We start from the raw sequence: 14,740 nt of genomic DNA, 5'->3' as shown, positions 1-14,740 counted from the left end.
AACAAAAAGTAAATAGTTCTAAGTGGCTTTTAAGTAACCTCTCAGTATTGCATGAGCAATGCTGAGAGGTTTTTGTTCTGCTTTGATATAATGATTGGATTCAATTATTATATTCAGGAGGCTATTATGGGAGCTTACAAAGACAAAAACGGAACATGGTTTGCTTCTGCTCGATACAAAAACTGGGCAGGAGAAACAAAACGAAAAATGAAACGAGGATTTTCTACAAAACGGGAAGCATTGGCATGGGAACGACAATTTATCGCTAAAAATGATGGGAATTTGGAAATGACATTTGAATCATTCTATGAGTTGTATAAAAACAATTTGCAAAATCGATTAAGAGAAAATACATGGTATACAAAAGAAATGATTATAAAGAAAAAGATTCTTCCTTACTTTGGCAACTATCGAATTTGCGATATCAAGCCAATCGATGTACTGCGTTGGCAAAATACAATGATTGATTTCAAAGATGAAAATGGTATGCCGTATTCGCCTATGTATCTTAAAACTATTCATAATCAGCTAAGTGCAGTATTCAATCATGCAGTACGATTTTACGGGTTATCTGAGAATCCTGCCGCCATAGCCGGTAACATGGGAAAAGAAAAAGCAGGCGAAGTTCTCATTTGGACAAAAGAGGAGTATCAACAATTTTCTAACGCAATTAAAGATCGTCCTGTATCATTTATCGCATTTGAAATACTTTATTGGTGCGGTTTGCGATTAGGTGAATTATTGGCACTAACGCCAAGCGATTTTGACTTTAAGCATAAGATTGTAAGTATAACGAAATCTTATCAGCGCATTGGCGGAGAGGATATTATAACGCCGCCAAAAACAGATAAAAGTATAAGACGAGTTCTACTATCAGATTTTCTGTCCGAAGAAATTCAGCAATATTTGTTTGGGTTAAAAGATATTGCTGAAGATGAACGAATATTCCCATTTACAAAATCTTTCCTACACCATGAGATGCAGCGTGGTTGTACTGTCAGCGGTGTAAAGAAAATTAAAATTCATGGTATCAGACACTCGCATATTTCGCTGCTTATTGACATGGGTTGCAATGCCGTTGCTATTGCCGACCGTGTTGGACACGAGAGCATTGATATTACTTATCGATATGCTCATGTGTTTCCATCTACGCAACAGGAAGTGGCATCAAAACTTGATAATATGGTGACTATATAGTAGTTACGTTGAAAAATACCAGATTTTGTGTTATAATTTATTAATGGTGGGCTTTGCCCTGCCAAGTCAACCGTATGGAAGAGATTCCATGCGGTTTTTGTTTTTTCAGAATTTCCAAAAAGGAGTATACATATGAGAATTAAAAAACTCAAAATCATAAATTATAAATTGTTCCAAAATACGACCATTGAAATGAACGATAACATGAATGTTTTTGTAGGTGAAAATGATTCTGGAAAAACGACAATCTTGGAAGCGTTAGCGATGGTATTAACCGGGAGGATTAATGGCAGCAATATTGCCAATCGGCTTAACCTTGATTGGTTTAATACAAAAGTTCGTAAGAATTTTATAGAGGCTATTGGATCAGGTAATACGCCTGTTTTACCTACGATTGAAATAGAGGCATACTTTTCTGCTCCCGAAGAAGATGAAGTTGCAATTAAAAAATTCAAAGGAACGAATAACTCACTTCACGAAGACACCGAAGGTGTTAAGGTGGAAATTATATTTGATACACAATATGCTCCCGCATATAAGCAACTCTTGACAGATGGGAAAGTTAAAGATATTCCGATAGAATACTACAAGGTTAATTTTAGATCTTTTGCAAATCCAGAATACTACGCTCAGATAACTGGTAAGAAAGTCGCTTGTATAGATACAACAAAAAAGGATTATGGTCCTGTATTAAGTCGTTTTGTTTCTGGCAGCATTAATGAATATCTCACAGAAGAAGACCTGACCGAATTACGTCATGCTTATAGAGCAAATCGACATGAATTTACCGAGAATCAAGCAGTGAGACGGCTTAATGATAAGCTGCAGCAAAGTCACAGTTTCGGCGGAAAAGAAGTCAGCCTAAATCTAAGAGAAAGTGGAATAGATGAATGGAAAGGTGATATGACCATTTCGTTAGATGGTATTCCGCTGGAGAATTCGGGTTTTGGGACTCAAAACATGTTTAAATCGGAGATTTTTCTGCTTCAAAATTCAGATGTAGATATCTTAATCATCGAAGAGCCTGAGAATAACCTTTCGTATACGAACATGTCTATTCTCATATCTAAATTGTCGGAAAGCACAGGGAAACAGCTATTTATATCGACCCACAGTAGTTTTGTTGCAAACAAACTCGGTTTGCAATGCCTTCACTTGGTTGCGAATGAGAGTACCACACCGTTCAAAATGTTAAGCAGAGATACATACGACTATTTTCTTAAACTCCCAGGCTATAACACCCTACGAATTCTGCTAGCAAATCATGTAATATTGGTTGAAGGTCCTGCGGATGAGTTAATTGTTCAAAGAGCATATATTGATAATTTCGGAAAGCAGCCAATAGAAAATGGCATAGATGTGGTTGCAGTTGATAGTTTAGCTTTTCAGCGATATTGTGAACTCGCATCTCTAATAAGAAAGCCACTGATTGTTGTCACTGATAATGATGGTGATGTTAATACCGTGAGAGAGCGATATAAAAAATATGGAGATCTGGTTGCGCTTTGTGTGGAGTCTGATAATGCCTTAAATACACTTGAACCGTCAGTGCTTTCAGTAAATATCAATGACTTTGAAACATTTAGATCAATCATTTATTTGGGTAAAGATGTCAAAAGCCGAGACGCAGAAAGCATAAAAAGCTTTATGATAGGAAACAAAACTGATTGGAGTATGCGAGTTTTTACTAGTAATCAGAAGATAAAATACCCTCAATATATCTTAGAAGCCATTGGTGTGAGGAATGAAAACAAGGTTGATTCAGATGGATAACCAAGTAATATTTGCCGCCGCAGGTAACGGAAAAACATATTCTTTGTGTGCTAAAGCAAGAACAGCGGTAGAAAATGGTAATAAATATGTTCTGTTGCTGTCATATACAAATGAAGGCATTCGTTCTTTAGAAAGTGAATACAGAAAACAGAATGGCGGCATTTTGGATGAAAGGGTAATATTTAAGTCTTGGTATAGCTTTTTGCTTTCAGATTACATTAAACCATATCAATGTTCACTCCATCTTAAAGAGAAGCGTTACAAACAAGAATTCTCTGTGACATTTCCAGAGAATTTTGTGAGTTCCATTGCGTTTTATGATACAGATCCACCGCCCAGATGGTACAACCAAAATCATGTACAATACTTTGTAAATCGGTGTGGTGATGTCATCCCTGACAGGGTGAGCCATTTGGCATATCTATGTAATAATCATTCTAATGGAAAAGCAATTAGTCGAATGGAAGAAATCTATTCTCACATATTTATAGATGAGCTTCAAGACTATGCTGGTTGGGATCTAGAAATTATTCGTCTCCTATTTGAGTCGAAACTCCTGATAACATGCGTAGGTGACTACAAACAATCTACCTATAGAACAAACAATTCGCCCAAAAACAGTCAGTATAGAGATGAGAACATTCGAAAGTATTTTCAGGAACTTGAGAAGAATGGGATATGCATTACTTCATACGCAAATACCACAAGAAGATTTAATCACGAAATTTGTGACTTTGTTAACACAATACACGGTGATACGGAAGCGATTGTTGAACCAGATGGAAATATAGACGGCATTGATCCAGTGGATAATACAGGTGTTTATATAATGGACATCAAATATCTTAGCCAATACTGTGAGCATTATCATCCTACAATATTGCGATACGACAAAAAAGCAAAGATAGCTTTTCATCACAGCTGCGACGTTTTCAATTATGGTGGCGCCAAAGGTGCAACGTACGAACGAGTAGTAATTGTTCCTGTTAGCACAACTCTACCATTTCTAGAAAAACAAACAAAAATCACTTCAAATCAAACTAGAGCCAAATTTTACGTGGCATGCACAAGGGCAAAATATAGTGTAATCTTTGCGGTAGACAAACCTAAAGAAAACGCAATGTTTAAGTCCGTGAAAATTCAAGTTGCTGATAAAGTTTTACCAGCATATAAGTTTATAAATGATAGTTTAGCCACATAAAATAAGGCCTTATATATGATGAAAACAAAGGAGTAATTGAGTATGTCAAGTGGTTCAAAGCAACATTTCAAGCAGTTTAGCATTGATAGCGTTCAAGATGCGTGTATTGCTTTAGGATCGTTAATCTCTGGAGCATTGGTTCATTATGAAAAATATAAGGAATATTCTAATGAGGCTAATGCATTATTAGAAAACTGTGATACTGAATACATTGCTGCGAAAGATTATGACGATATCAACGACAAACTTTTATACAGACAACATGAAATCTTGAAATTATCTGCCGATCATCAAAGTAGTTCATTCTCATATAAAGATCTACGAAAATTGCTTGAAAAGAAAAGTTATATATTAACGCCTCTTTCGGATGAAATTACAGAGATTCTCAATGAACTACTTGATGTTAGAAATTGGACATTCCATAACTCTCAGTCGTTAATGGTCGCTGCAAAAGAAGCAGCAGAAAAAAATATTCCTCCTGAATTAAAAGGAATTACCAAAATTGTGCCTCAATTAAATCCAATATTGATTGCAAAAGTGGAAAGATACGAATTGCTTATGCTTGCATCATTAACGATACATACGAAAAAACGTATAGAACAATTCGATGCAGTAATTAAGAGCATGAAGGATGACTATCAAGAAATGTATAGTTCCATTAAAGATAAATCGTTATTAATGGCCTCTCATAGTTTTTCTGATAAAGTACAATACATCGAAAGACCTATTACATCACAATTAGTAGGATATCAAAGTGATATAGTACAAATATCGATGGCGATTCAAAAATCAAAATATGATGGAACTAATCAGGCGTTTAACGATTGGGTTTTGCGTTTTCAAAATAATCCAAAAAACGAAGACGAAAAGAATTTCTAAGCATAGTAATTGCTTTGGATATTGGACTATTCTATTACGCCATATGTTATTGTTGATTTACTTATGTTTTCTTGATTTAATAGAGATGTTTAGTGAAAGCGTAACTTCTTATACGATGCACCAATAATCTCATATAAGTAGGCGACAAAGCCACTTAGTATTATTCCATTGACTATTTTGCAACACTTTCTGCAACACGAAAGAGGATAGACAGAATAAGACAGAGAAAAACGCCCTTAAAAACGGTGTTTTATGTAGGAAAAAGCCTCTAAAATAAGGGGTTGGAGATAATCGTAAAAGAGTGGGAATAATCTGTGGTTATATTTTTCCAGGCACAAAGGAAAGACAACCGAGAAAGAAGCTAATAGATAAAATATCCCCCTTCGATGATTCGAGGGGGGATTGTTGTGTGAAAAGGCTTGAAATAATCACGATTTCGTGATATTATAAGCAAAATTAGTGATTGGCTGGTGGTATGGTATGGCAGTTTCTTATGATAGATTATTTCACTTGATGATCGACAAAAAGATTTCTAATACTCAATTAAAAGATATGGCTGGAGTTAGTGCAAATATTATAACTCGCCTAAAGAGAAACGAGTATGTTTCGCTGGAAAGCATAGAGAAAATATGTTTTGCACTAAACTGTGAAGTTGGTGAAGTGCTGTACTTTATCCCTGACAATATTAAGGAGAATTAAATAATGCAAGAAATTATTGTAGATGAAGGTAAAATCAAGTGCTTGATTACCGGCAAAATGAGGAAAGAAACACCGGAAGAATATGTACGTCAGGAATACTGCCGTATTCTTTTGGATGTATATAAATATCCAAAGAGTCATATTGATGTTGAATATCCTATCAAGGTAGGCTCAACAGATAAAAGATGTGACATCGTTGTCTTTAATACTGAAGAAAAGTCACAAGACAATATTTATTGGATTGTCGAAACAAAGAAAAAAGATGAAAAAGAGGGTGTAGATCAGCTGTGGAGCTATATGTCTGCGACTACTGCCAGTTTTGGTACGTGGACAAATGGTGACGGCATTTTGTTCTACTATAAAGATGCTACCCGATCTAATCGTTATACCGAACTTCCAGATATTCCCAAATACAAAGAAAGTGTCGATTCAATCGGTAAGTATAATAAGTCTGATTTGGTAAAATGCACAGACTTAAAAGGCGTTTTTAAGCGTTGTAACAATTACTTTTTTAGTAATCAAGGATTAACGCAGGACAAGCGTTTTTCGGAAATATTAAAAATCCTTTTTTGTAAAATTGAAGATGAGAAGGATTTGTTTACCGAAAAATGTGAATTTTATGTCACGCCCCAAGAACAAAAGACACAAGATGGTCTTAGCAATGTTCGAGAACGTATAGATAAATTATTTGTAAAAGTTAAACTTCGCTTTCAAGAGGACAACATTTTTGAAACAAGCGATGAAATTCAATTAAATGACAGATGTCTTTGCTTTGCAATTGCGGAATTGCAAAAGTATTCTCTCTTGGACACAAATGTGGACATCAAGGGGGTTGCATTTGAAACATTTGTAGGTGCAAATCTTCGTGGTGAACATGGCGAGTTCTTTACTCCAAGAGAAATTGTTTCTATGGCCACTGAAGCTATAATGCCTAAAATTGATGAAACGGTATGCGATCCTGCCTGTGGCTCTGGCGGCTTCTTGGTTATGGCACTAAAAAACATCCGCCAACAATATGAAGAACTGCATAAAAAACGTCCAACACTGAATGTCGTTGGATTATTTAGAGAGTATGCAGATAAGTATATTCGTGGTATTGACTTTAATCCCGATTTGTCACGAGTAGCAAAAATGAATATGGTACTCAATGATGATGGGCATACAGGTATTTTCCATTTTGACTCATTAACACCGTTTGAACAGTGGCCGAGTAAAATTACCAATAAAATCGCTAAGGGCAAAATTGATATTATAATGACTAATCCGCCCTTCGGTAAAAAATGTGTAATTGATGATAAAAAAATCTTAGAACACTATCACCTTGGCCATAAGTGGGAAAAAGGGAAAGATGATACTTGGATTGAAACTAAGAAGGTTGATGAGAGCAGAACTCCTGATATTCTCTTTATTGAGCGTTGTTTGGATTTATTAAAACCAGGTGGTCGTATGGCCATAGTTCTTCCTGACGGAATTTTAGGAAATAATGGATTGGAATATGTGCGTCAATATATTCTAAATAATGCTGATGTTGTCGCCATCATCGACTGCCCTGTTGAATCCTTTTTACCATCTACCGACACAAAAACGTCTCTTCTCATTTTGAAAAAGAAGAAAAGAGAAGGACTTCCTCAGACTTTCGATACATTTATGGCGATTGCTAAAACATGTGGTCACGATAGAAGAGGAAAAGAAATTTATGTACGAGATGAAAACGGAGACCCTGTAATTGTTGATGGAAACGCTGTGATAGATAATGATTTTGCCGAAATCACAAGGAGGTTAGTAGAGCATGTCAAAACTAGAAGTATTTATAACTAACCCCATAAAATTGTCAGCAGGATCGTTTTATCCGAGAAATTACAATCCAAAGTATCTGTTTGTAAAAGAGGGAATGTCAATCTGTCCAACGATGTCTCAGTATATTGTTGGTGATATAAAGGGTGGCTCTACTCCACCGGCATATTTCTTCTATAAGGATCATGGAATACCTTTTATTAAGACTTCAGCAGTTTCAAGGCATTATATAAATGTAAATGATTTACAGTTGATCGATGAAGGATTTCACAACAAAACCATCAAGCGATCAATTACCTATCCGTATGATATCATTTACACTATGACTGGCAAATTTATGGGTAAAGCTGCAATGTGTCCCCCAACTATTGCAGAAATGAATATGAGTCAGAATAGTGTTGTGTTACGGACAGCATCGCCAAAAGAAGCTGCATTTTTGACAATCTACCTTAATTCTCAAATTAACAGAATACAGGTACGGGGAACATATTCTATTACAAAGCAAAAATTCATGAACCAAGGGAAGATTGCTAATCTAAAGGTCATGAAATACGACAGTAAATATGACGCTTTGATGCAGGAATACATAGACGCATTTGACAGTTATTATTATGCTGTTCTTCGTATTCAGGAGATTATTTCGGAGTTTAACAAAGATTATCACCTTGCTTTCAAAGATGAAGCTCAATTTGGGTTTGTAGTGGAACCAGATTCATTTGATAAGCGAATGCTAATGCCAAATTTTTATCGTCCTGACGTTGGAGAGACAATTGCTACGCTTAGCAGTGGGACTAATACTATTGGGTTTGATTCGGAAAATCTTAGTAAGGGTGACGAGGTTGGCAGTGCCAACTATTTGGAAGAAGGCATACCTTTCATAAAGACAAGCGATATTATTAATTTTGATGTGGATTATGAGCCTGATTGTTATTGTCCTGAATCCTTTTTATCTCAACTGGAGCAAGACATTAAATGCGGCGATATTATCTTTGCTAAAGATGGAAAACCGGGAGAAGTGGCTATTATCCAAGAGGACAATAAGGTAATTATTTCAAGTGGTCTTGTAAAGTATAGACCACGAAATACTGATGAAAGATATTGGGTATTTTTGCTTCTTTCCAGTAAATATGGTGAATCATATTTTATAAGAAATGGTTCGTTATTGCCTCTACTATGCTTCACCTTAGAGCCGATTTTTTTGGCGCATTTGCAATTCCAGAAATAGCAGATGATGTAAAGTCTAAGTACATTGACCCTCTTGGGCAAGCGTTTGACAAAAAACGTGATGCGTATATGAAAATTGCTAAAATTAAAGCAGTAGTGGAAGAATTATTTACAAATCCTTCTATTAATTTGAATATTTAAGTGATTTAGCCGAGCAGATATTCACTGCCCGGCTGATGATGTATTATGCGAAGATAATCTCTACATTGACGATTTCTTCTGTCCTGTTGCGGATGCTGCCCATAGTTCTGACCCAAGCCATCTGATTTTGCTCCTTGAGTTGCTCTGTAACGCCTTCTTTCTCTGCCATCTGTTTTATCAACAGAGCGAGCTCGGCATTTGCCTGAGCATCAATGTCAGCCAAATAGTTGTGTAGCTTACAACTGAGAACCAAATCAGCATATAGCATCGGGCGCTGCTCCTTGATAAAATCAAGATGCCTTCTGCCCCAGATGCCGAGTGGACGTTCTTCGGTATCTGGAAGAACCAGACAAGGGATATAGTAATCTCCATGCAGTTCGTACCAAAGTCCGTTGCTGTTGTCATAGATATATTTTTCCATAGTGCTAACCTCCGTGTATTATTGTTTGAGATAGTTGCAAGTGGCTTTGAGGTGAACCAGCCAGCGGAGGTTTGTATTATAACCGTGGCTACAAAACGGCTACAAAATTCATAAAGACTCTATGGAAAGTATAAAATATATGGATTGTATGGACGAAAAGCGTATTGAGAGTGCATTTTATTACAGAGAAATAAGGTCTGGTGCTTGAATGGGAATAACAGCAGCCAAAAGAGCCTTTACGAACTGTCATGTAGCAGGTTCGTAAAGGCTCTTTTTCACACCAACTTCTATCCCCCATCTGCGCAGAAAAGCCACCGCATACGCCTATCATGAGTCCCACTCGCAGGGCTTCTCTGAGCCCGCAAATTGCATTTTCTCCGTCTATTTCGACTGCGCAGCCCTTGACTTAGAGTGCACTCCAGGTGTTAAGATATATACAGATACAGCATTACCGATATGCTGTGAGGAGGAGAGAGCCATGAACTACCGACAACTGGGCCGCACCGGCCTACAGGTGAGCGAGATCGGCATGGGCTGTGAGGGGTTCGTCGACCACGACGGTGCGCTGATCGGCCCACTGCTGGATGCCGCCGAACAGGCGGGTGTCAACTGCATCGACCTGTATACCCCCAACGCCGACATGCGTGACCGGCTGGGCATCGCCCTACAGGGGCGAAGAGAAAAATTCATCCTACAGGCGCACCTGTGCACCATCTGGAAAAATGGCCAGTACAAGCGCACGCGCCAGATCGATGAGGTGCGTGCCGGGTTCGAAGACTTATTTGCACGGCTGCAAACTGATCATGTCGAGATCGGCATGATCCACTATGTCGACTCGCTTGACGACTGGCGCCAAGTATCTCAGGGCCCGGTAATGGCCTACGCCAAAGAGCTGCAAAACGCCGGTAAGATCGGGCATATCGGCCTGAGCAGCCACAACCCCGCCGTGGCCATCGAGGCGGTGCAGAGCGGCCTTATCGAGGTGCTGATGTTCAGCATCAATCCCTGCTACGACCTGCAGCCCCCCAGCGAACACTGCGAAGATCTGTGGGCCGACGAGAGCTATGCCGGGCAGTTGACCAACATGGACCCTCTGCGCCAACAGCTGTACGAGCTCTGCGCGCGCACTGGGGTGGGCATCACGGTGATGAAGGCCTTTGGCGGGGGCGACCTGCTCGATGAGCAGCTCTCCCCCGCCGGCAAAGCGCTCACCTCCAGTCAGTGTATCCACTATGCGCTCACCCGGCCAGGGGTCGCCTCGGTACTGGTGGGGGCCCACACGGTGGAGCAACTGCATCAGAGCCTGGCCTACGAGCGAGCCAGCGCCGCCCAGCGCGACTATGCGGCTGCCCTGTCCGCCTTTCCCCAGATCAGCTGGCAGGGTCACTGTATGTACTGCGGCCACTGTGCCCCCTGCCCGCAGGGCATCGAGGTAGCTGCTGTCACCAAGTTCTTAAATCTGGCTCTGGCTCAAAAAACGCTGCCCGAGACCGTACGGGAGCACTACCTGACACTCCCCCATCGCGGGGGCGACTGTATCGCCTGCGGGGCCTGTGAAAGGCGCTGCCCCTTTGGGGTGCCAGTCATCCAAAACATGAACCGAGCGGCCGATATCTTTGGCTGCTGATCGAGAGGAAGAGATCTTATGACGATAGCAGAGGTGAGCCGCCGCTACCAGCTCTCGCCCGACACGCTGCGCTACTACGAGCGCATTGGCCTGATACCCGCTGTGGGGCGCACCAAAAGCGGCATCCGCGACTACAGCGAGAGCGACTGCAATTGGGTGGAGTTCATCAAATGTATGCGCGGGGCCGGCCTGCCCATCGAGTCGCTGGTGGAATATGTGGCGCTCTTCGTGCAGGGGGATAAGACTATCCCCGCCCGCAAGCTGCTGCTTATCGAGCAGCGGCAAAAGCTGGCCCAGCGCATCAGTGAGATGCAGGGCGTGCTGGCCCGCCTGGATACCAAGATCGAGGGGTACGACAGCCACCTGCTCCAAGCCGAGCGGGCACTGGTGAACCAGGATAACTAAGCATATAAGAAGAGCTGCCCCCTGCAGCTCTTCTTTGTCGTTGGCGGCCGTGCTATAATGGTACCGGCTCTATTTGATGGGCTGGGCTGCCCGATAAAAAGCCCATCCGTCTCTAAATCTGTATGATAAAGGAAGCGAGAACTGTGGACAAACAAAAAGCACTGGATGCGCTCGATGCCTTGGCGCCTTCGTTTTATGAGCTGAGCGATGCGATCTGGGATACCCCCGAGACCGCCTTTACCGAGACCCGCTCTGCCGCTGCACTCTGTCAGGCGCTGCAGCAAAACGGCTTTGAGGTAGAGCAAAACGTAGCCGGTATCGCCACCGCCTTTTGCGCCAGCTATGGGCAGGGCAGCCCTGTGATCGGCCTGCTGGGGGAATTCGATGCGCTGTCCGGCCTCAGCCAGCAGGCCGACTACACCGAAAAAAGCCCGGTAGTCGACGGGGCACCGGGGCACGGCTGTGGCCACAATCTGTTGGGCGTCGGGGCGCTGGCGGCAGCTGTAGCGGTAAAAAACTATCTACAGCAGACCGGTCTGCCCGGCCGAGTCGTCTATTATGGCTGCCCCGGCGAAGAAGGCGGATCGGGCAAGGCATTCATGGCCCGCGACGGGGTGTTTGACGAGCTCGATTGTGCGCTCACCTGGCATCCCGGCGATATGAACGCCGTCAACACCGCCAGCAGCTTGGCCAACTATCAGATCTGCTACCGCTTTTACGGGGTCAGCGCCCATGCCGCTGCCTGCCCGCACAAGGGGCGCAGCGCGCTCGATGGAGTGGAGCTCCTCAATATCGGGGTGCAATTTTTGCGTGAGCACATCATTCCCGATGCACGGGTCCACTATGCCATCACCAATACCGGCGGCTTTTCTCCCAATGTAGTGCAGCCGTTTGCTGAGGTATTGTACCTCATTCGTGCGCCCAAGACTACCCAGGTACAGCAGATCTACGAATGGGTAGAAGATATCGCCAAAGGTGCTGCTCTGATGAGCGGGACCAGAGTAGAGCGCCAGTTCATCAAGGCCTGCTCGAACCTGGTGCCCAACAGCGCGCTGGCAGCACTGCTACAGCAAAATATGGAAGACCAGCCGCTCCCCACTTATAGCGAGCGGGAGCAGCAGTATGCCGCCGCCATGCAGGCCACCTTTGAAAACGGCGGCTCCAGCCTTGTGGAGTCGGCAGCTATGTTTGGCCCACAGGCTATTGCCGTGGCCAAGCAGCACGCAGGCCAGCCGCTGGGCAATTTTATCAGTCCACTCACCGGAGCCGAACCGGTCATGCCCGGCTCGACCGACGTGGGTGATGTGAGCTGGGTGTGCCCCACTGCCCAGATATCGGTCTGCACCATGGCCGCCGGTACTCCGGGCCACTCCTGGCAGCTGGTCAGTCAGGGTAAGAGCAGTCTGGCCCATAAAGGCATGCTCTACGCAGCCAAAGTCCTGGCCGGCTCCGCCATCGACCTGCTGCACCGCCCCGAAGTGGTGGCCGCCGCCAAAAAGGAGCTGGCCGAACGGCTGGAAGGCGGTCACTACATCCCGCCTATCCCACAAGGGGTGACCCCCACGGCTATCGATCCCGGCGCCAAGTTGGGGTAATGGGGCGCTCGTCCCATTACTGCCAGAGGTATATTCTAAGGCGATCTTTTGAGGGCAACACACCGTGTTGTCCTCTCACTTTTCCACCCGCTTTTCACAATTTGTTCGCAAAATCGTGGTATACTGGCCAGCATAAAGAACCGAGAGGATGTGTACTTCCATGCGCGTATATACCTGTGACGAAATGCGGCAGATCGAGCAGCGTGCCGATGCCGGCGGGCTCAGCTATCGGCAGATGATGGAGAATGCCGGCTGGCGGGCCACGGCGATCCTGCTGTACTGGTGGCGCCAGTCCCACCCGGCGCAGCCGGTGATGCGGGTGGCCATATTCTGTGGCAAAGGCGGAAACGGCGGCGACGGACTGGTGATGGCCCGCCATCTGTCGGCGGCTGGTATGGCCGTGGTAGTCGTACTGTGTCAGGGCCAGCCGGTACCGGCCCACAGCGCTGCCAACCTGCAGCTGCTGCGCGGCCGGCCGATCCCCATATACCAGTTGGGGGAAGCCGCCGTCGATCAGCTGGCGGCCGAGGCCGACGTGCTCATCGACGCGGTGTACGGAACCGGCTTTCGCGGCGAGATGGATGATCGGGGCCGGCAGGCCGCCGCGCTGATGAACAGCGCCCCCGGCACCGTGTGGGCTGTCGACGTACCCAGCGGAGTCGCTGGCGACAGCGGCCACATCGACCCCGGTGCCGTGCAGGCCAACTTTACAGTGGCACTGCACAGCTACAAGCCGGCCCATCTGGTCTACCCCGCCGCCGGGCACAGCGGCCAGTTGGTTTTGGCTGATATCGGTATCCCCGCCAGCTGCGACCCCGTACAGCCCGCCTTTCACGTCACCGATGCTCAGCAGGTGTTCACCGCGCTGCCGCCGCGCCAACAAGATACCCACAAAGGTGATTTTGGCAAGCTGCTGGCAGTGGTATCCAGCGGCGACATGCCCGGCGCCGGGCAGATCTGCACAGCCGGTGCGCTGCGGGTGGGTACCGGCCTGGTACGGGTCGCCATACCCCGGCCACTGGTGGCACAGTATGCCCCCCACCTGCCCGAGGCGGTCTACCTGCCACTGCCACAAAGTGAAGATGGGTCCGCCGCGCCGGGGGCTGCTCCAGTGCTGGAAAAAGCTCTAGCCGACAGCACTGCCTGCGTCGTTGGCTGCGGTATGGGTACCGGTCAGGGACCAGCCCAACTGCTGCAGTACCTGTTGCAGCACGCCGCCTGTCCCCTACTGCTGGATGCCGATGCGTTGGGCATACTCTCACAGTCTCCAGATTGGCTAAACGGGGTCAAAGCGCCGCTGGTGCTCACCCCCCACCCCGGAGAGATGGCCCGCTTGCTTGGTATCTCCACCGGGCAGCTGGTGGCCAACAAGTTGCAGTACGGCCGCCAGTTCATAGAGAAGTACCCGGTCACTTTGGTGCTCAAAGGGGCTCATACGCTGGTATTCTCCCCCGGCTGTCCGGTGGCTGTCAACCCCACCGGCAACCCGGGCATGTCCAAAGCCGGCAGTGGCGACCTGCTCTCGGGTATCATTGGCGGTCTGTTGGCTCAAGGGCTTTCGCCTTATCTGGCGGCGGTGTGTGGCGTTTGGCTGCACGGAGCCGCCGGCGACCGCTGTGCAGCCCGCCTATCGCAGACGGCCATGTTGCCCACCGATATGCAAAAAGATCTCTCTGATCTGTTTTTAGCCCACCATCGCTGACCGATACGCATATCACCGTGCTAAATAGGGGCGGGGATAACACTGTACATCTGTGTTGTCCCCGCCCCTATAGTCTGCACTC

At 45.0% G+C, this 14,740-nt stretch carries 12 protein-coding genes; 11 read left to right on the top strand and 1 reads right to left on the bottom strand.

What is annotated here, in order from left to right; translation table 11 throughout:
- Nucleotides 1–126 precede the first annotated feature (126 nt).
- The 7 genes from C6Y32_RS02620 (at nt 127) to C6Y32_RS02590 (ending at nt 8,768) form a co-directional block, all read left to right on the top strand.
- On the top strand, nt 127–1,197 hold the full coding sequence (locus tag C6Y32_RS02620) for a site-specific integrase (protein ID WP_105203603.1): 1,071 nt from the start codon (nt 127–129) through the stop codon (nt 1,195–1,197).
- A gap of 132 nt (nt 1,198–1,329) precedes the next feature.
- Nucleotides 1,330–2,970: an ATP-dependent nuclease gene (locus tag C6Y32_RS02615; protein ID WP_105203602.1), complete on the top strand. Its 1,641-nt coding sequence runs from the start codon at nt 1,330–1,332 to the stop codon at nt 2,968–2,970.
- On the top strand, nt 2,963–4,171 hold the full coding sequence (locus tag C6Y32_RS02610) for a UvrD-helicase domain-containing protein (protein ID WP_164998099.1): 1,209 nt from the start codon (nt 2,963–2,965) through the stop codon (nt 4,169–4,171). Before C6Y32_RS02615 ends, C6Y32_RS02610 begins: the two co-directional genes overlap by 8 nt.
- A gap of 42 nt (nt 4,172–4,213) precedes the next feature.
- The gene (locus tag C6Y32_RS02605; protein ID WP_105203600.1) at nt 4,214–5,050 is read left to right on the top strand and encodes a hypothetical protein; all 837 of its coding nucleotides are present in this window, start codon (nt 4,214–4,216) and stop codon (nt 5,048–5,050) included.
- Between the two features lie 480 nt (nt 5,051–5,530).
- Entirely contained in the window at nt 5,531–5,749 is a 219-nt protein-coding gene (locus C6Y32_RS02600) for a helix-turn-helix domain-containing protein (protein ID WP_105203599.1), read from the top strand.
- Between the two features lie 3 nt (nt 5,750–5,752).
- The gene (locus tag C6Y32_RS02595; protein ID WP_105203598.1) at nt 5,753–7,567 is read left to right on the top strand and encodes a type I restriction-modification system subunit M; all 1,815 of its coding nucleotides are present in this window, start codon (nt 5,753–5,755) and stop codon (nt 7,565–7,567) included.
- Complete coding sequence (locus C6Y32_RS02590; protein ID WP_129589370.1) at nt 7,539–8,768, top strand: restriction endonuclease subunit S; 1,230 nt, start codon at nt 7,539–7,541, stop codon at nt 8,766–8,768. The genes C6Y32_RS02595 and C6Y32_RS02590 overlap by 29 nt, the downstream gene beginning before the upstream one ends.
- 183 nt (nt 8,769–8,951) lie before the next feature.
- On the opposite strand, the gene C6Y32_RS02585 is transcribed toward C6Y32_RS02590, so the two are convergent.
- Nucleotides 8,952–9,329 (bottom strand): TnpV protein, encoded by a 378-nt coding sequence (locus C6Y32_RS02585; RefSeq protein WP_105203596.1) that lies wholly within the window; start codon nt 9,327–9,329, stop codon nt 8,952–8,954.
- 478 nt (nt 9,330–9,807) lie between these two features.
- Between C6Y32_RS02585 and C6Y32_RS02580 the strand changes: the two genes are divergently transcribed.
- The 4 genes from C6Y32_RS02580 to C6Y32_RS02565 all read left to right on the top strand — a co-directional run bounded on the left by C6Y32_RS02580 (nt 9,808) and on the right by C6Y32_RS02565 (nt 14,658).
- Complete coding sequence (locus C6Y32_RS02580) at nt 9,808–10,956, top strand: aldo/keto reductase (RefSeq protein ID WP_105203595.1); 1,149 nt, start codon at nt 9,808–9,810, stop codon at nt 10,954–10,956.
- A gap of 18 nt (nt 10,957–10,974) precedes the next feature.
- Nucleotides 10,975–11,361, top strand: coding sequence for a MerR family transcriptional regulator (locus C6Y32_RS02575; RefSeq protein WP_105203594.1), 387 nt, complete (start codon nt 10,975–10,977; stop codon nt 11,359–11,361).
- A gap of 143 nt (nt 11,362–11,504) precedes the next feature.
- A complete protein-coding gene (locus C6Y32_RS02570) occupies nt 11,505–12,956 on the top strand; it encodes a M20 family metallopeptidase (protein WP_105203593.1) in 1,452 nt (483 codons plus the stop codon).
- A 160-nt stretch (nt 12,957–13,116) separates the two neighbouring features.
- On the top strand, nt 13,117–14,658 hold the full coding sequence (locus C6Y32_RS02565) for an NAD(P)H-hydrate dehydratase (RefSeq protein WP_164998098.1): 1,542 nt from the start codon (nt 13,117–13,119) through the stop codon (nt 14,656–14,658).
- Nucleotides 14,659–14,740: the final 82 nt, after the last annotated feature.

The sequence above is a fragment of the Neobittarella massiliensis (ex Bilen et al. 2018) genome (assembly GCF_900289145.1).
GTDB lineage: Bacteria > Bacillota > Clostridia > Oscillospirales > Ruminococcaceae > Neobittarella > Neobittarella massiliensis.
The sequence above is the reverse complement of the archived record's forward strand: the minus strand, read 5'-3'. Positions and strand labels throughout refer to the sequence as shown.